Origin of the sequence: Denitrificimonas caeni (genome assembly GCF_027498055.1) — a bacterium.
Taxonomy (GTDB): Bacteria; Pseudomonadota; Gammaproteobacteria; order Pseudomonadales; family Pseudomonadaceae; genus Denitrificimonas.
Map to the genome: position 1 here is coordinate 1967946 of NZ_CP114976.1, position 17187 is coordinate 1985132.

Here is a 17187-nt window from a genome sequence, read left to right on the forward strand (position 1 = left end):
GGAGCACAGCAAAAATTGCACCCGCAACACTGTCTGCGAATGGGCTTTATTTGATTAGATGAGGGATTGTAACGAATTGAGCAATTTAGGTGGCAACCGCTGCCAGCCACACCCCGGCACACAATGTCACCGCTATGGCTGCTCCCTTCCGGGCCTGACCAGGTTTACGGATAATCGTTGCGAGGGGACCGACAGGGTCGCCATAACACGAACACCAAGATTTGGTGAGCCGCTATTGTACTCATTTATCGAGAAGATACAAGCAGACCCAGATTTACGCAGCCTTTATAAGCTTCAAGAGACTGTCCTCACTGGCCAGAAGTGCTAGAATTGCTCACTCATTAGTGCGGCAGAACCTGACCCGCCGCACCCTTAACTGAGGCATTAACCGCCAGTTTTGCGGGCCTCCACACGCTAGATTCAATATTTACCCAGTACAACACAGCGGCCAACGGCACTCAGCAGCAATATCCCATTGTTTTAAAACTCGCAGTCAGCGCCGCAGCCATCATTCAAGATAACCTCGCCGAGGATTCGTTAACGTGATCACTTCAAGTCAAAACAGCCAAGTCAAAGACTGGCGTAAATTACAAACAAAAAAATATCGCGTTAATACCCAGTCATTCTTAATTGAGGGTTTTCACTTGATTGAAGAAGCCTTGAACAGCGGCTGGACAATTGCCACCATCATCGTGCAAGAAGGCACAACTCTACCGAACTGGCTCACAGAGCAGAACCATCAACTGGTTAGCAAGCAAGTCTTTGCTGCCATTAGTCAAACAGAAGCCCCGCAGGGTATTGCCGCAGTGGTCAAGATGCCACAAGTCCAGCCCATTAGCGGTGATTACTTGCTCCTGATCGACCAAGTTCAAGACCCCGGCAATTTAGGAACTATGATTCGCACCGCTGACGCAGCAGGTTTCTCACAAGTGGTACTGGGTAAAGGCACAGTTGATCTATATAACGACAAAGTCATCCGCGCCTCACAGGGTTCTATTTTTCATATTCCAGTTGTCGAGGCTGATTTATTTGAGTTGATCCCCCAATTGCAGCAACAAACCTACAGGGTGCTGGCCAGCGCCCTAGACAATGCAGTTAGCTATGCTGCTGCCAGCAACTTAAATAAAGCCGCTTTAGTCATGGGCAATGAAGGCTCGGGAATCAACCCAGGCATTCTTAAGCTTGCGGATCAGTGCATTAAAATCCCAATTTACGGCCAAGCCGAATCACTCAACGTCAGTGTTGCGGCAGGGATTTTAATGTATCAAATGCGTCAACCGGTATAGCTGAGCACAACACGCTTTCGCTCAAAGCAGGTTTAACTTGTTGTACTCTTTTTACCCGCAAAGTGGGCGCTGCGCGATTCGCAATAACCACCTTGAACCTGTTACTGTTTTAGGCACTGTTTACAAGAGGATCTGCACCATGTCGAACTCTCACCCTTATGAGCCACCTCGCGTTTGGACTTGGGACGCTGCAAGTGGCGGTGAATGGGCCAGTATCAACCGCCCCATTGCTGGCCCTACCCACGAAGCCGAATTGCCACGCGGCAAACATCCTTTACAACTGTACTCATTAGGTACACCCAACGGCCAAAAAGTCACTATCATGCTCGAAGAGCTCTTGGCTCTGGGCGAAACTGGCGCTGAATATGATGCTCACCTCATCAAGATTACTGAAGGTGATCAATTCTCTTCAGGCTTTGTTGCGGTAAACCCCAACTCAAAAATCCCTGCCCTAGTGGATACTGACACCGCTAGCCGTGTGTTTGAGAGCGGTGCAATCTTGCTCTATTTGGCCGAGAAATTTGGGCAGCTATTGCCCCAAGAGCCGGCCGCACGCACCGAAGCACTTAACTGGTTATTCTGGCTGCAAGGATCTGCGCCTTATTTGGGCGGTGGCTTTGGGCACTTTTACGCCTATGCGCCGGAAAAGTACCAATACCCCATTGATCGTTTTACCATGGAAACCAAACGTCAACTGGATGTACTTGACCGTCATTTGGCCGAGCAGCGCTATTTAGGCGGCGATGAGTATTCCATTGCCGATATCGCCACCTGGCCTTGGTACGGCAACTTAGTTCTAGGCACACTCTATGGCGCGGCGGAGTTTTTACAAGTTGACGGCTACAAAAACCTACAGCGCTGGGCCACAGAGATTTCGCAACGCCCTGCCGTACAGCGTGGCCGCATGGTGAACCGCACCTGGGGCGAGCCGGCAGAGCAACTGCATGAGCGCCACGCAGCCACAGACTTTGAGTTAAAAACCCAAGATAAAATAGCTACAACAACAGACCAATAGTTTTACTGCAATTATTAAGCTAGCTGTCAAGCAGTGCGCCTAAACTTAGTTTTGCCAGAGTAAAACACTGATATGCAGCAGGCTAACTGTGCTTTTATCATGCAGCTGCGCTCAAAAAGCGCACTTGATTTTATACATTGGAGGTATACATGCCGCAATCCGTAGCCCATCTAGTGGCAAAAACACTCGACCAAGCCGGTGTCAAAAATATTTGGGGCGTTACTGGTGACTCCTTAAACGGTCTTAGCGATAGCCTGTTGAAAATGGGCACAATTCGCTGGATCGGTACTCGGCACGAAGAGGTCGCCGCTTTTGCCGCTGGCGCAGAAGCGCAAATTACTGGCGAGTTAGCTGTTTGTGCTGGCTCCTGCGGGCCAGGCAACTTGCACCTAATCAACGGTTTATTTGATTGTCACCGCAGTGGCGTTCCTGTTCTAGCAATTGCTGCACACATTCCTTCCAGTGAAATTGGCAGCGGTTATTTTCAAGAAACTCACCCCCAAGAGCTGTTTCGTGAATGCAGTCATTATTGTGAGTTAGTGTCCAATCCTGAACAATTACCGCAAGCTCTAGAAGTGGCCATGCGTCAGGCAATTTTAAAGAAAGGCGTGGCGGTTATTGTCTTGCCCGGCGATATTGCTTTACGCCCTGCCGCAGAAAATGCCGCATCAGCTTGGCACACACCACTGCCGCCTAAAGTTATTCCGCAAGACAGTGAGCTAGAAGCCTTTAAAGAAATTTTAGCCAAGGGTAAGCGCATCACCTTACTTTGCGGCAGTGGCTGTGAAGGCGCTCACGACGAATTAATGCAATTTGCAGAAAAACTGAAAGCACCGATAGTGCATGCCCTGCGCGGTAAAGAGCACGTAGAGTGGGATAACCCTTTTGATGTGGGTATGACTGGTTTGATTGGTTTTTCTTCTGGTTATCACGCCATGATGAATGCCGACACACTGGTCATGCTGGGTACGCGTTTCCCATATCGAGCGTTTTACCCTAAAGATGCGACCATTGTGCAAGTTGATATCAACCCCGCGAGCATGGGTTCGCATTGCTCGATCCATTTGCCGCTACAAGGCGATGTTAAATCAACCTTACAGGCGCTGCTGCCTAAGTTAGAAACGCGCACTGAGCGCAAATTTCTTGATCAAGCGCTTAAGCATTACCAGCAAGCGCGCAAAGGCCTTGATGATTTAGCTAAGCCCAGCAAAGACGATCAACCCATTCACCCACAATACCTCGCTCAGCAAATCAGCGAATTGGCCAGCGAGGATGCCATCTTCACCTGCGACGTAGGCACCCCAACAGTCTGGGCGGCACGCTATTTGAAGATGAATGGTAAGCGCCGCCTACTTGGCTCCTTTAACCACGGTTCAATGGCTAACGCTATGCCGCAAGCAATGGGCGCAAAAGCCAGTCAGCCTGAGCGCCAAGTCATTGCCATGTGCGGTGACGGCGGCTTTAGCATGTTAATGGGCGATATTTTAACCTTAGTGCAGCACAAGCTACCGATTAAAATCGTGATTTTTAACAACAGTGTGCTGGGCTTTGTAGCCATGGAGATGAAAGCCGGTGGCTACCTCACAGACGGTACAGAGCTGCAAAATCCTAATTTTGCAGCTATTGCTGAGGCGGCAGGCATTAAAGGCATCCGTGTCGAGAAGTCTTCTGAGTTAAACACTGCTCTAGCTGAAGCCTTAGCCCACGACGGCCCTGTCATTGTTGATGTGGTGACTGCAACGCAAGAGTTAGTCATGCCACCTACAGTGCAACTACAGCAAGCCAAAGGCTTTAGTTTGTATATGCTGCGCGCAATTATGAACGGCCGTGGCGATGAAGTGGTTGAGCTCGCGAAGACCAACTGGTTGCGCTAAAGCTTAACTGACTCAACCTCTGACCTTGCGAGCGATGCTCTACACGGGCATTGCTTGCAGGACCTTACAGACGGCTAGCTGCTTTTCTCGGCGAGCTGCTGATGTAACGCAATACGGCTTTGCGCCCAATCACGCCAAGCGGCAATTTGCTGCTGATCAGCCCCCACTTGCTCCGCCCGCTTTAGTGCTTGTAAACCGGCATCCCAGCGACTCTGCTGAATTTCTAATTGAGCCAGACTCAACCAATGTTGACCTTTACCGCTTTGTTGCGCCAGCTCTGCGTACTGCTGTGCAGCAGCCTGGTATTCACGGGCTTGCCAGTGCAACTGCGCCAGCCGCTCTTGACTGCTAAGGCTTGTAGGCAATATGCCGTGTTGCAGCATGCCAGCCAATAAACGCGCCGCTTGCCAAGGTTGCTCAGACGCTGCAGCCAAGGCAATGAGTCGATCCAAGTCTGCTGCTTGGAAAGTAATGCCTTTGCTGTAAGCAGTGCGCAGAGTGGCTAAAGCTTGTGCGTAATTGCCCGCCATTTGCTGCAGGGCCGCCAATTGTTGCCAAGCTCTGAGCTGATTAGGATTGCGCTGCAAAATGCGCTTCTGCCATTGCTGCGCCGCGGCGTAATGCTTCACTTCAGCATTAGCTGCCACCATAAACTGCAACCAGCTTTCACTGATAGTGCTTTTACCTTGCAAGTAACGCTCAGCCAAAGGTAAAGCCTTATCCAAGCGACCCAAGTTCTGCCAAGCTTGAATTTGTAGCTCTAGGATTTCATCCGTTACGGCAACACCTTGTAAATAGGCATGCACGTGCTGATAGTTTTTTAGGCTAAAACTAAGTTTCGCTAAATTAAGCCGATCTTCCGCAACTTGCTCAGGGGTTAACTGGTCACTGCGCAGTGCTTGCTCCAGCATGTTCAGGGCCTGTTGGGTATTGCCCTGTGCCCAAGCTAAATAGCCGGCACTGCGCCACAGCAATGCTTGCTCTAGACTTTCAGGCTTTGCCGTTACTGATTTTAATGCCTGCTCAGCTTGCGCAAAGTTGCCTGACTGCTGCGCAGCTTGTGCAGCTTGTAAGGCTCGAAACACTTCTGGAGCAATGCTTTGAGCAAAACTGGCCTGAGCCGTTAAAGCGCACAAAGTTAAGCCAAAGAGTAAGCGTCGCATGCTAGCGCCCCCCTTTATCAAGTTTAAACTCAAGCTTTTTTACCGCCTCACGGGCAACTAAACGGCCACCCTCATTGCGTGGAGCAAAGCGCCAGCGTACTGCAGCACGGCGTGCTTCACGATCAAAAATATTTGCCGGTGATGATTCCAGCACCCGCACATTCTCAACCTTACCCTCTGTGGTAATGGTAAAAGCCAACTTAACGTAACCCTCAATACCGCGGCGACGTGCGTTATTGGGGTAAACCGGTAAAACCTCATTAAGAGGAATCACCTCAGCGTCGTTACTCGGCGGGCTGGCCGCACTTGCTGCTGCAGCAGATGCCGGAGGCGCAGCGGGTGCCGCCGCAGTTGCAGCTTGCGCAGTAACACCTTGTAAGCTTGGAGCCGCCGCCGCAGCAATACTGACATTACTGCTTATTTGTGGCACAGCTAAATCCAGCGCAGCTATTTGCGGCGTAACCGGTGGCTGCGGTGCCTGTTGCGCTGGCGGTGTTTCCGGTTGCGGCTCTGGCGGTTTATCGGGCATTTTTTGCCGTGAACGACTGGGATCGCTCGATTCCTGCTGTTGTTTGGGCACAAAGTAGCCCATTTTTAATGCAGGCTCAGTGGTTTTGCTTTTTGGTGGGAAAATCATTACCAGCATCAAAACAAAACTGCCAAAGACAATGGCTATGGCTGCTAAAAAAGACCACAACCAACGCATTAATGAGCCTCCGTCGAGGCTGCCAAGACCACATCAGGCACGCCAGCTAAGCGGGCTTGATCCATCACTTTAACCACTAAACCGGTACGCGCATCTTGATCGGCCTGCACCACAACCACACCCTCGGGCTGCTCCTGGCGCATCCGCTCAACATGTGCACGGACACTGCGCACATCCACAACCTGCTTATCCAGCCAAACCTGTCCGTCAGCGGTCACGGCAATTAAAATATTGCCAGTGTCTTGTGCTGCTGCAGTCTCAGCTTGCGGGCGATTGACTTCAACCCCAGATTCTTTAATAAAAGAGCTGGTCACAATAAAGAAGATCAACATAATAAACACCACATCCAGCATGGGCGTTAGATCAATGCCGGGCTCTTCTTCTACTTGCTGACTGTAACGACGCATTCTCATCGTCTATTCCTTATTCATGACGCAATTGATCGGCGAGCTGACCAATTGCTCGCCGAGCATTACGCTCTAGACGGGCCAAACTAAATAAACCACCAATGGCTAAAACCATGCCAGCTAATGTGGGCAATGTGGCCTGCCAAACCCCACCAGCCATGGCCCGCGGATTACCGCTACCACTGACAGCCAGCACTTCAAACACGGCAACCATGCCGGTTACAGTACCCAGCAAGCCCAGCAGCGGAAACATCGCGACTAAAGTACGGGTGACGGATAATGGGGTAATTAATTGCTCTCGGGCTTGTGCTAACCAGGCGGCACGCACGGCATGGGGCCAACGCGCATGCGTTCCGGCATCCACACCCAGCTCCCGCCAAGCCTCACGACGCTCTTGCGCCCAGCGCGGAAAATGGCGGCGAGTGTACCAAAACCGCTCTAACACCAACGTCCAAAACAGTACACACAGTGCAGCTAAAAGCCACATCACCGTACCACCTGCCCCCATCAGGTCCAGTAAGGCATGGCTGCTGTCAACCAACCAGAACCAGATCTCCTGTCCGCTACTCACTGCGCTTATCACCTGACATATGCAGCGCTAACAAACCGACACACTGTTGCTCCAATAATTGCACAACCCCTTTACTGCGGGCACTGAGTACGCTGTGTAAAAACAATAAAGGAATGGCGACCACCAAGCCTTCCACCGTAGTCACCAAAGCTTGGGAAATACCGTCAGCCATTAAGCGCGAATCACCGCCGCCACTTTGGGTAATTGCCTGGAACGTAATAATCATGCCGGTCACCGTACCCAGTAGCCCTAACAGAGGCGCAACTGCAGCCAACAGCTTGAGTAAACCCTGCCCTTTTTCCAGTTGTGGCACTTCCTGCATGACAGCCTCATCAAGTTTTAGCTCGAGGGTTTCTAGATCTGCCAACTGTGGGTTTGGCCCCAAGACACTTAATACTCGACCCAAGGGGTTGTCTGTAGTGGGTTGCGACAGATTGCGCATTTGCACGCGCACACTGCGCACTACACGCATCAAGCCCAGCAAGCGCCACGCCGCTAAGAGAAAACCAAACACCCCTAAAGCCACAATCACCCAGCCCACTAAACCGCCTTGGCGCAAGCGATCCAGCAACGAAGGTTGACGTTGCAATTGCTCAATCAAAGAGCCGCGGGTTGGATCAATGGGGATTACGCCTAGAGCATCAGTACTGGCTGCCCATTGACTGACCTGGTTGAAACCTGATGGTTGTTTAGGCAAAGCTCGCAAAGCACTCTCCCCTTCACTGAAGGTTAAAAAAGCGTGTGCATTGTATGCTGAGAATGGCCCAACTCGGACGACCTCCTGCTGGCTGCGCTGCCCATCAGCGGCAACCACAGGTACAGTGACACGCTGGACTTGTCCAGTTGCCGTCATGTCTTCTAAAACCGTCAGCCAAAAATTTTCTACCTGTTGGGCGCTGGGTAACGCCCGACCTTTCGCCAATTGCTCAAGCTGCTCAAGGCGCTGCGGGAATTGCACATTCAGTAAGCTGCTGCGCCACTGCCCAGCCAGATCACCGGCACTTTGCCGCACCACAGTGAAGAGTTCACCTAAGTCTCCCACTTGCTGCTTTAACAACTCTTCTTGATCAGCCAGCTCTTGCTCGTTGGCAGTAAAAGTGGATTTCAGTGCTGCGGCACGGGATTCTTGCTGCTGTAACGCCTGCTTGGCTTGCGCGAGCAGTTGCGCCTGCTGGTCCCGTGATTGCAAAAAGCGTTGTTCACGTTCCTGCATAAGCTGTTCTTCAGTGGTTTTCTCACCACGAATCCGCTCCAGTAACTGCTCAGGGCTTAATGTCTCTGCCTGCAGCGTTGCACTGAGTAACAACGCACAGAACATTGCGACTAGGCGCTTCATGGCTGCACCTCCAAAACCAGAGTCTTAACTGGCAACTCTAACCAGTCCGCGGTTTTTTGCTGGCGGGCAATGGCAATGGCTTTTTGCAAGGGACGGCGCACACTGTTATCGAGTGTCTCCCATTGCTGCGCCTGTGCATTCCAGTAGCCACTTTCATGACCATCGGGAGTCTGGTAATAGAGCATGACTCGGCCCACACGCAAAAACTCGACACTGCGCTGCGCCTCATCCACGCCCAACTCGCCGCGCCACGCTTCTAGGCTGTAGCCGTAATCGCTTTCAATTTGGTAAGCCTCAAGAATCCGCCGATATTTTTCTGCCATACTGACATCAGCACGTGGCAACAATGCTTGTAAAGCACTTAAACGATCAGCACGTTCAACCGGTAAAAACGGTACATCAGCGGCAATAAACTCAGCCAGCACCTCAACCATGCGTCGCATTTGCGGCATCACCGCAGCTTCAGTTTCTTGTAACTGTTCTAATTGCTGCTGATAACTTTGTAATTCTTGATGCTGCGCGGCAATCAGCTCGCTGACTTGCTCGTTGTAACCTTCTAGCGCTTTAGCCTTAGCAACAGTGGTAATGTATTCTTCTAACATTGCTTGACTGGCGTCATCGAGTTGCTCAATGCGTTTTTGCGAACTTTGCGCGGTTTGACTGAGCCTTTCACTTTCGCTCAACGACTGCTCTAAGGTCGTGGCGTTAATAATTGGACTCACCACTGCACAACAAAAAAGCAGTGAGCGCAAAGCTGGAACTTGCATGAATACGGATTCCTTGATTTAGACAACTCATTAATGGTAATCATTATCATCTTGCGAGATTGATAAATCAAGCAAGCATAAGCATTTTAAATAGTATTAAATCGTACTGACTGAGATAAACGCTCTCACGCATGCAACGCTGAGGGCTATACAGCGCTATAGAATACATAGTTTAAATGCGTTTTAACCCTACACAATGCCCCTGCAGGACAACATGTCGCACCAGCACCTCGCACCTTTATGCGAGCATTGAGACACATTTGTATTGCTCGGCAATTCACCCGCATCTTTTTATAGGCTCGATTTAATCCGTGGACAATATGACTGATCAACCCGAGAAAGAGCTTAAGCGCACCTTACGCCAACAGTTAAAGCAGATTATCGCCCCCGAAGCTAAACGCTTACACCTGGCGTTGATATTTGCCGTGTTAGGCGCGCTGCTTTTTATCGGGCAAAGCTGGTTACTGGCACAGCTTTTTGTCGGCTTACTTAATAATTCACAACCCAGCACAGCCTTAACCGCAGCCTTTGGCACGCCTTACGCCATCGCCCTCGTCTTGTGCTTTATTTTACGGCCCCTTGCACAGTACACCCGCGAGCGCCTGTCACAAACTGCCAGCCTCAATGCCCGCAAATCACTGCGTAAGCGCTTACTCGGCACACTAGCTAGCCTGGGCCCTGAGCGACAAACCCTTGGCGCTGATGGCGCTCTGAGCACGCAATTATTGGAGCAGGTGGATGCTTTGGATGGCTATATCAGCCGCTATTACGTACAGCTGTACTTGGTTTTAATCACACCACTTTTGATCAGTATTGCCGCCTTTTACTACAGCCCACTCGCGGCAATATTAATGCTGATGACTGCGCCGCTCGTGCCGATCTTTATGATCTTGGTGGGCGGCGCAGCCAGTCGCAGCAGCCAGCAGCAAATGGCGGCAATGAGCCAGTTGAGCAGCCGCTTTTTAGATTGGGTACGAGGCATGCCCACCCTGCAGCATTTACAAGCCACCGCACAAGCGCAAGATGATGTTGATCGCTCCGCCTCACAATACCGCGACTCAACCATGAAAGTCCTGCGTCTAGCCTTTCTCTCTGGAGCTGTCTTGGAGTTATTTTCATCCTTAGCCATTGCCTTGGTTGCCCTATATTTGGGTTTAGGTTTGCTTGGGGTGTTACCTTGGGCGAAGGGTGTGATTCCAGTGCCTTATGCTGGGGCGTTATTTATTTTACTGCTGGCGCCTGAGTTTTACGCGCCGCTGCGCCAACTGGGCAGTGACTACCACGCCAAAGCCGAAGCCGAAGGCGCAATTGAAGAATTATTGCCGCTGCTCGAACAGCACACTTGGCAACACCCAGGGCAGCAAGCTTTACAACTCAGCGCAGCACCAGCCCTAACTTTTAGTAACCTCAGCATCACCGCACACAATAAACGCCTGCGCTTGCCCAGTATTGACCTGCAGGTGGCTGCCGCTGAGCGTATTGGCCTGCATGGCGAAAGTGGTAGTGGCAAATCCAGTTTGCTTCTGGCTCTACTCGGCTTTTTACCTTACAGCGGACGCATTGCGGTAAACCAGCACTCTCTACTGGATGTATTACGCAGCGACTGGCATCGCCAACTCGGCTACTTAGCACAGCAACCGCACTTTAAACGCGGCAGTTTAGCGGATAATCTACGCCTCGCCGATCCAGCAGCCAGCGAGCAACAGATGCTTGCGGTATTAGCAGATGTGGATTTATTAACCTTGGTAGAAAAACTTCCACAAGGTTTAAATACAGCATTGGGCGAACGTGGCTTAGGCTTATCCGGTGGGCAACTCAGCCGTTTAGCCATTGCTCAACTTTTACTGCGTGATGCACACATTTGGCTGTTGGACGAACCCACTGCACACCTTGACCCTGAAACCAGCGCCACGATTCACGCCCTCCTAGAAAAGCTCAGCGTCGGTAAAACCTTAATTTTAGTCAGCCACCAATGGCAAGGCTTGCAATGGCTGGATCGCCACCTTGATCTACAAGCACTGCACACGCCACAGGAGCAGTCATAATGTTAAAACCCATCCGCTTACGCCGTCTTTTACGCAGCCGCCAAGCCAGCTGGAACTTAGCCTTACTGCTGGGCGCACTCACTTTATTTTCAGCCATTGCTTTGTTGGCTACTTCCGGCTGGTTTATTACCGCCTCAGCCATTGCTGGCTTAGCGCTCGCCAGTTCTTTTAGTTTCGACTACTTCCGCCCCGCAGCCTTAATTCGTTTATTTGCCATTGTCCGTACTGCTGGACGTTATGGCGAACGCCTCGCCTCACACCACGCCACCTTATCTTTGCTGAAAGACTTACGCAGCCAAGTGTTTCGTGCCCTCACTTTACGGACCACACCAATCAATCAAGAGAGCACCGGCTCGGCAGCAACCATGCACCGCTTAGTTGCTGATATTGATCGTCTTGATCGCTTCCCTCTGCAGTTTTTAGCACCATGGATTTGGGCCAGTGTCATTGTGTTGGCCTACCTCAGTTTCGCTTACTGGTTACTACCACAGCTGGCCTATGCTTCTGCCATAGGTTTGTGCATGGCTTGGCTGTTAGTGCCATGCTTAGGCTTCTGGCGTGGACGCAAGCTGGCCTTGACTGATGTACAGGCTGCCGAATTACGCCGTGAGCATTTCCTTGAGTCGCTCTCTTTATTAACCTCATTGACGTTATGGCAAAGCTGGCCGCAACAACAGCGCGACACCTTGAGCAGTGACGAGCACTACCAAGCCCAAGAATTGCAACAACAGCAATTGATTAGCGTATTAAGTTTATTGCAGCAACTGGCTTTAGCTGTAAGTCTAGGCGCGTTGCTGTGGGTGGGTGCCCCTGCTGTCTCTGCCAGCCTAATCAGCGTACCCTGGCTGCTGGCCGCCGCCCTTGCATTACTGGGTATCCACGAAGCCTTAGTACCCTTAGCAGGTAGTTTTATAGGTTTAGGTCAAAGCCAAGCTGCTCGTGATCGCATCAACCAGTTGATGCAGTTAGACACACTGCATTCTGCAAGCGCCCAGCAAAGCACTGACAAACCACGCCCAAACACTCCACTGCAACTACAAGCCCAGAATCTCAGTGCACGTATTCCAGGCGCGCTGAACGGCCCAGAAAACATCAATATTGATTTATCCAGCGGCGATATTCTGCTTATTACTGGTGCCTCTGGCATTGGTAAAACCACCTTGCTCAAGGTGCTGGCTAACACTCTGGAGAACACCAGCGGCAACTACCTAATTAATCAACGCCCTGCCGCACAATGGCAACTGGATCAATGCATTGGTTATCTACCGCAGCAACTGGATATTTTTGATAGCAGCTTAGCCAGCAACTTACGCCTTGCCGATCCGCACGCCACAGACGAGCAATTGTGGCAAGTTTTAGCGGATGTAGCGCTGGCAGACTGGGCCAAACAACAAAGCGGATTGGAGACTGCCTTAGGCGAATACGGAGCACAAATTTCCGGCGGACAAGCACGGCGCATTGCTTTAGCACGGTTACTATTGGCAAAACGGCCCATATTATTACTCGATGAACCTTTTGCTGGGCTGGATAGTGCTAGCAGCTATCAAGTTCTAGCCGCTTTACAGCGGCGTCAAGCACAAGGTTTATTGGTTATTGTCAGCCACCACGTGCTGGATATTCCTGGAGCGCAGCGTTTGCACATTGGCTGATTGTTAAGCAAAAACTACAAAAGCTGTCAGAGCATTAAAACATGCTCGACTGCTCTGGTTCATCTGCAAGCGAACTGTTTACTTGTAATGCTGTCTCTTTAGCTCGCAACACCCGTGCTTTACGCTGCTGGCATAAATACACCACATGACGCTTATCGGCCTCACTGAGTTTGAGCCAATACAAACGCTCATCGCGGGAGCGAAAACAGCCTTTACAATAACCTCTGTTGTTCGCTTCACACACACCAATACAGGGACTGGGTATTTCAAAAAACTCTAATTGCTGCATAATACACGGCCCTTTAAAACACGCTCTTCGAATCAAACTAAAAATATGAGGGGTCAATTGGCTACTCTTTAACCGCTCTAACCAAGCCTACTGGCAAATTGCTTCAAACCCAAAAAAGCAAGCTTAATTTATTTTAAAACCACTTGATTTCTTGCAAGCGCAAGGGCTGCGCGGCGTATCACATAGCCAGTCATCTGATTCTGATAAACCGCAGATTGTGTGGGTTGATATAATAGCTCCTTTACCCTATATTGCGCTCCATACCGAACCCAAACACTATATAGTGTGTTTTCTACAGAAAACCGCACTACCTTAGCGCTTGCTGAAATTCAAGCCATAGAGCGCTAAAACACCAAAAGGATCTCATTATGACAGACTTTAAAGCCATTAAAGTAACCAAGCGCGATGGTCGCCAGGAACCGATCGATTTGGACAAAATCCATCGCGTGCTTGATTGGGCTGCGATGGGTTTAAAGAATGTTTCTGTATCGCAAGTTGAACTCAAGTCGCATATCCAGTTTTACAATGGCATCAACACCAAAGATATCCATGAAACCATCATCAAGTCTGCGGCAGATTTAATCTCGCAGGACACACCGGACTATCAGTACCTGGCAGCACGCTTAGCAATTTTCCACTTACGCAAAATTGCTTATGGTGAGTTTGAACCACCGCATCTGTTTGATCATGTTACTAAACTGACCAATGAAGAACGCTACGACAGCCATATTTTACGTGACTATGATAAAGCTGAGTTTGATGAGCTCAACGACTACATTGATCACGGCCGTGATATGTCATTTTCCTACGCTGCGGTTAAGCAGCTGGAAGGCAAGTACTTAGTCCAAAACCGCGTGACCAAAGAAGTGTATGAAAGCCCGCAAATGCTCTACATCTTAATTGGTATGTGCCTGTTTGCTGACTATCCAAAAGACACGCGCCTGAACTATATCAAGCGCTTTTACGATGCCATTTCACTGTTTAAAATTTCCTTACCCACACCAATCATGGCCGGTGTGCGTACCCCTTCTCGTCAGTTCAGTTCCTGCGTATTGATTGAGTGTGGTGACAGCTTAGATTCCATCAGCGCCACTACTTCAGCCATTGTTAAATATGTCTCATTGCGTGCTGGTATCGGTATTAACGCTGGTCGCATTCGCGCGGTTGGTAGCCCCATCCGTGGCGGTGAAGCACAGCACACCGGCTGCATTCCATTCTTCAAACTGTTCCAAGCTGCAGTTAAATCCTGCTCGCAAGGTGGTGTGCGTGGCGGTGCAGCGACATTGTTCTACCCAATGTGGCACTTAGAAGTGGAATCGCTGTTGGTCTTGAAGAATAACCGTGGTGTTGAAGAGAACCGTGTACGCCACATGGATTATGGTGTGCAGCTGAATAAGTTGATGTATCAGCGCTTGATTCAAGGCGGCAATATCACTTTATTCTCGCCCCATGAAGTACCTGGCTTATACGAAGCGTTCTTTGCTGACCAAGCAGAGTTCGAGCGCCTCTATGTGCAGTACGAGCAAGATGAAAGTATTCGTAAGCGCACTTTACCAGCGGTGGAGTTGTTCTCCCTGATGATGCAAGAGCGTGCTAGCACTGGCCGTATTTACATTCAGAACGTTGACCACTGCAATACTCACAGCCCATTTGACCCTGTAGTGGCACCGATTCGCCAGTCCAACCTGTGCTTAGAAATCGCCTTGCCAACCAGCCCGCTAGAAAACATCAACGACGCTGACAAAGAAATTGCCTTATGCACCTTATCGGCCTTTAACCTGGGTGCGATTGACAGTCTTGATGAGCTGGAAGAATTATCTGACCTCGTGGTACGGGCACTGGATTCGCTATTGACCTACCAAGACTATCCCATTGAAGCGGCACGCAACGCCACGATGAAGCGCCGAACTTTAGGTGTGGGTGTAATTAACTATGCTTACTACCTAGCCAAAAATGGCTTGAAGTACTCAGATGGCTCAGCCAATGCCCTGACCCACCGCACCTTTGAAGCTATTCAGTACTACTTGCTCAAAGCGTCTAACAATCTATCCAAAGAGTTTGGTCCTTGCACCGCATTTGATGAGACCACCTATGCTCAGGGTATCCTGCCAATTGATACCTATAAAAAGGATTTGGATGCGATTTGTAATGAACCGCTGCATTTAGACTGGGAAACCTTACGCGCTGATATTGTTAAGCATGGTTTACGTAACTCAACCTTGTCCTCATTGATGCCGTCGGAAACCTCTAGCCAGATTTCTAACGCCACTAACGGCATTGAACCTCCCCGCGGTTTAGTGACCATTAAGCAATCTAAAGACGGTATTCTTAAGCAAGTTGTTCCAGGCTATGACGAGTTTAAAGACAACTATGAATTGCTCTGGAACATGCCCAACAACGAAGGTTACTTACACTTGGTTGGCATTATGCAGAAGTTCGTTGACCAAGCTATTTCTGCCAACACCAACTACGACCCACAGCGCTTTGACGGCGGCCGCGTACCTATGCAGCAACTGCTCAAAGACTTATTGACGGCGTACAAATTTGGTCTGAAAACTCTGTACTACCAAAACACGCGTGATGGCGCTGATGATAGCCAAAGCGATATGGAAGATGATTGCGCTGGTGGCGCCTGCAAGATTTAAGGGTGAATGTTTATGAAATACAGCACTTTCTCACTAGTTGATAACGACCAGCTCAAAGAACCGATGTTCTTTGGCCAGCCGGTTAACGTGGCACGTTACGACCAACAAAAATATCCAATTTTTGAAAAGTTGATTGAAAAACAACTGTCGTTTTTCTGGCGTCCAGAAGAAGTGGATGTGTCTCAAGACCGCACTGACTATCGTAATTTGCCTGATCATGAAAAGCATATTTTCATCAGCAACTTGAAGTATCAGACGCTACTGGACTCCATTCAAGGCCGCAGCCCAAACGTGGCGTTTTTGCCCATCGTATCAATTCCAGAACTAGAAACCTGGATTGAAACTTGGTCATTCTCGGAAACCATTCACTCGCGCTCCTACACCCATATTATTCGTAATATCGTTAATGATCCTGCAGTGGTGTTTGACGACATTATGCGTAACCAACACATCATTGAGCGCGCGGGTGATATTTCTAAGTATTACGATGATTTGATTCACTACAGCATGCTCTACAGCAAATGCGGCCCTGGCACCCATACGCTCAACGGCAAAACCTATGAAATAGACTTGTTTGAACTCAAGCGCAAGCTGTACCTGTGCATGATGAGTGTGAACGTGCTCGAAGCCATTCGTTTCTATGTCAGCTTTGCTTGTTCGTTTGCCTTTGCTGAACGCCGCCTAATGGAAGGTAACGCAAAAATCATTCGTCTGATTGCCCGTGATGAAGCCTTGCACATGACCGGCACCCAGCACATTTTAAATATCATGCAAGACGGTCATGACGACCCGCAAATGGCTGAGGTTGCTCGCTCCTGCTACGAAGAAAGTGTGGAAATCTTCAGACATGCCGCGCAGCAAGAAAAAGAATGGGCCGCATACCTATTTAAAGATGGGTCGATGATTGGTTTAAACCAAGGCATTCTCAATCAGTACATTGAGTACATCACCAACCTGCGGATGCACGCGGTGGGCCTTGAGCCAATCTTTAGCAATGCTTCGCACAACCCCATCCCTTGGATTAACGCATGGCTGGTGTCTGATAACGTCCAAGTTGCGCCACAAGAAGTTGAGGTCAGTTCATACTTGGTTGGTCAGATCAACTCTGCAGTCTCCGCGGAAGATTTAGGCGATTTTGAGCTTTAAATGGATACACGTATACAAGTCATCACTGAAGATTTAATTTTCAAACTTGATGAATCTGAAACCTTGCTTGAAGGCTTAGAGCGCACCGGTCATCAGGTGGAATACCAGTGCCGCAGCGGTTACTGTGGCGCTTGCCGCGTGACTCTACGCTCAGGGAGTGTTGACTACATCAACACTCCACTGGCCTACCTGCGCCAAGACGAAATCCTCCCCTGCTGCTGCCGCGCGCTTGAGCCTTTGGTGGTTAAAGTAAGCCTCAAGAGCAAGTTCAGCGCGTGATCTTTAATA

Annotated in this window: 15 protein-coding genes and 1 other RNA gene; 8 read left to right on the top strand and 8 right to left on the bottom strand. The window is 49.9% G+C overall.

The genetic code is table 11. The annotated features are described in order from the left end of the window. Nucleotides 1–97 precede the first annotated feature (97 nt). Nucleotides 98–194: signal recognition particle sRNA small type (gene ffs, locus O6P33_RS09305), an RNA gene on the bottom strand. 348 nt (nucleotides 195–542) lie between these two features. Here ffs and O6P33_RS09310 point away from each other — a divergent pair. The 3 genes from O6P33_RS09310 to poxB all read left to right on the top strand — a co-directional run bounded on the left by O6P33_RS09310 (nucleotide 543) and on the right by poxB (nucleotide 4175). Next, nucleotides 543–1286, top strand: a complete 744-nt coding sequence (locus O6P33_RS09310) for a TrmH family RNA methyltransferase (RefSeq protein WP_269817507.1) — start codon at nucleotides 543–545, stop codon at nucleotides 1284–1286. Nucleotides 1287–1425: 139 nt separating this feature from the next. Next, a complete protein-coding gene (gene yghU / locus O6P33_RS09315) occupies nucleotides 1426–2301 on the top strand; it encodes a glutathione-dependent disulfide-bond oxidoreductase (RefSeq protein WP_269817508.1) in 876 nt (291 codons plus the stop codon). Between the two features lie 149 nt (nucleotides 2302–2450). After that, on the top strand, nucleotides 2451–4175 hold the full coding sequence (poxB, locus tag O6P33_RS09320) for a ubiquinone-dependent pyruvate dehydrogenase (protein WP_269817509.1): 1725 nt from the start codon (nucleotides 2451–2453) through the stop codon (nucleotides 4173–4175). Between the two features lie 74 nt (nucleotides 4176–4249). Here the strand turns inward: poxB and O6P33_RS09325 are convergent, their stop codons facing one another. Genes O6P33_RS09325 through O6P33_RS09350 form a run of 6 tightly spaced genes read right to left on the bottom strand, consistent with a single transcriptional unit; the run spans nucleotide 4250 to nucleotide 9125 of the window. After that, nucleotides 4250–5338 (bottom strand): tetratricopeptide repeat protein, encoded by a 1089-nt coding sequence (locus O6P33_RS09325; protein ID WP_269817510.1) that lies wholly within the window; start codon nucleotides 5336–5338, stop codon nucleotides 4250–4252. A gap of 1 nt (nucleotide 5339) precedes the next feature. Then, a complete protein-coding gene (locus O6P33_RS09330; protein WP_269817511.1) occupies nucleotides 5340–6044 on the bottom strand; it encodes an energy transducer TonB in 705 nt (234 codons plus the stop codon). Further along, nucleotides 6044–6457: an ExbD/TolR family protein gene (locus tag O6P33_RS09335; protein WP_269817512.1), complete on the bottom strand. Its 414-nt coding sequence runs from the start codon at nucleotides 6455–6457 to the stop codon at nucleotides 6044–6046. The genes O6P33_RS09330 and O6P33_RS09335 overlap by 1 nt, the downstream gene beginning before the upstream one ends. Before the next feature lie 10 nt (nucleotides 6458–6467). Further along, nucleotides 6468–6959 carry a MotA/TolQ/ExbB proton channel family protein gene (locus tag O6P33_RS09340; RefSeq protein WP_332880051.1) on the bottom strand — a complete coding sequence of 164 codons (492 nt, stop codon included), beginning with the start codon at nucleotides 6957–6959 and terminating at the stop codon, nucleotides 6468–6470. A gap of 55 nt (nucleotides 6960–7014) precedes the next feature. Beyond that, on the bottom strand, nucleotides 7015–8358 hold the full coding sequence (locus tag O6P33_RS09345) for a MotA/TolQ/ExbB proton channel family protein (RefSeq protein ID WP_269817514.1): 1344 nt from the start codon (nucleotides 8356–8358) through the stop codon (nucleotides 7015–7017). Then, on the bottom strand, nucleotides 8355–9125 hold the full coding sequence (locus tag O6P33_RS09350; RefSeq protein ID WP_269817515.1) for a DUF3450 domain-containing protein: 771 nt from the start codon (nucleotides 9123–9125) through the stop codon (nucleotides 8355–8357). Before O6P33_RS09350 ends, O6P33_RS09345 begins: the two co-directional genes overlap by 4 nt. A gap of 320 nt (nucleotides 9126–9445) precedes the next feature. Between O6P33_RS09350 and cydD the strand changes: the two genes are divergently transcribed. Beyond that, nucleotides 9446–11170 (top strand): thiol reductant ABC exporter subunit CydD, encoded by a 1725-nt coding sequence (cydD, locus tag O6P33_RS09355; RefSeq protein WP_269817516.1) that lies wholly within the window; start codon nucleotides 9446–9448, stop codon nucleotides 11168–11170. After that, nucleotides 11170–12819, top strand: a complete 1650-nt coding sequence (gene cydC / locus O6P33_RS09360; protein ID WP_269817517.1) for a thiol reductant ABC exporter subunit CydC — start codon at nucleotides 11170–11172, stop codon at nucleotides 12817–12819. The genes cydD and cydC overlap by 1 nt, the downstream gene beginning before the upstream one ends. A gap of 34 nt (nucleotides 12820–12853) precedes the next feature. Here cydC and O6P33_RS09365 read toward each other — a convergent pair whose 3' ends face one another. After that, nucleotides 12854–13108, bottom strand: coding sequence for a DUF1289 domain-containing protein (locus tag O6P33_RS09365; RefSeq protein WP_269817518.1), 255 nt, complete (start codon nucleotides 13106–13108; stop codon nucleotides 12854–12856). A 368-nt stretch (nucleotides 13109–13476) separates the two neighbouring features. Here O6P33_RS09365 and nrdA point away from each other — a divergent pair, with 368 nt between their 5' ends. Genes nrdA through yfaE form a run of 3 tightly spaced genes read left to right on the top strand, consistent with a single transcriptional unit; the run spans nucleotide 13477 to nucleotide 17178 of the window. Next, nucleotides 13477–15753 carry a class 1a ribonucleoside-diphosphate reductase subunit alpha gene (gene nrdA / locus O6P33_RS09370; RefSeq protein WP_269817519.1) on the top strand — a complete coding sequence of 759 codons (2277 nt, stop codon included), beginning with the start codon at nucleotides 13477–13479 and terminating at the stop codon, nucleotides 15751–15753. Nucleotides 15754–15759: 6 nt separating this feature from the next. Then, entirely contained in the window at nucleotides 15760–16899 is a 1140-nt protein-coding gene (gene nrdB / locus O6P33_RS09375) for a class Ia ribonucleoside-diphosphate reductase subunit beta (protein WP_269817520.1), read from the top strand. Beyond that, nucleotides 16900–17178: a class I ribonucleotide reductase maintenance protein YfaE gene (yfaE, locus tag O6P33_RS09380; protein WP_269817521.1), complete on the top strand. Its 279-nt coding sequence runs from the start codon at nucleotides 16900–16902 to the stop codon at nucleotides 17176–17178. Nucleotides 17179–17187 lie beyond the last annotated feature (9 nt).

What these genes read in the sequence shown, in the direction of transcription:
- yghU (WP_269817508.1), top strand. Translation starts at nt 1,426, where the DNA reads ATGTCGAACTCTCACCCTTATGAGCCACCTCGCGTTTGGACTTGGGAC.
- poxB (WP_269817509.1), top strand. Translation starts at nt 2,451, where the DNA reads ATGCCGCAATCCGTAGCCCATCTAGTGGCAAAAACACTCGACCAAGCC.
- O6P33_RS09325 (WP_269817510.1), bottom strand. Translation starts at nt 5,338, where the DNA reads ATGCGACGCTTACTCTTTGGCTTAACTTTGTGCGCTTTAACGGCTCAG.
- O6P33_RS09330 (WP_269817511.1), bottom strand. Translation starts at nt 6,044, where the DNA reads ATGCGTTGGTTGTGGTCTTTTTTAGCAGCCATAGCCATTGTCTTTGGC.
- O6P33_RS09335 (WP_269817512.1), bottom strand. Translation starts at nt 6,457, where the DNA reads ATGAGAATGCGTCGTTACAGTCAGCAAGTAGAAGAAGAGCCCGGCATT.
- O6P33_RS09340 (WP_332880051.1), bottom strand. Translation starts at nt 6,959, where the DNA reads ATGGGGGCAGGTGGTACGGTGATGTGGCTTTTAGCTGCACTGTGTGTA.
- O6P33_RS09345 (WP_269817514.1), bottom strand. Translation starts at nt 8,358, where the DNA reads ATGAAGCGCCTAGTCGCAATGTTCTGTGCGTTGTTACTCAGTGCAACG.
- O6P33_RS09350 (WP_269817515.1), bottom strand. Translation starts at nt 9,125, where the DNA reads ATGCAAGTTCCAGCTTTGCGCTCACTGCTTTTTTGTTGTGCAGTGGTG.
- cydD (WP_269817516.1), top strand. Translation starts at nt 9,446, where the DNA reads ATGACTGATCAACCCGAGAAAGAGCTTAAGCGCACCTTACGCCAACAG.
- cydC (WP_269817517.1), top strand. Translation starts at nt 11,170, where the DNA reads ATGTTAAAACCCATCCGCTTACGCCGTCTTTTACGCAGCCGCCAAGCC.
- O6P33_RS09365 (WP_269817518.1), bottom strand. Translation starts at nt 13,108, where the DNA reads ATGCAGCAATTAGAGTTTTTTGAAATACCCAGTCCCTGTATTGGTGTG.
- nrdA (WP_269817519.1), top strand. Translation starts at nt 13,477, where the DNA reads ATGACAGACTTTAAAGCCATTAAAGTAACCAAGCGCGATGGTCGCCAG.
- nrdB (WP_269817520.1), top strand. Translation starts at nt 15,760, where the DNA reads ATGTTTATGAAATACAGCACTTTCTCACTAGTTGATAACGACCAGCTC.
- yfaE (WP_269817521.1), top strand. Translation starts at nt 16,900, where the DNA reads ATGGATACACGTATACAAGTCATCACTGAAGATTTAATTTTCAAACTT.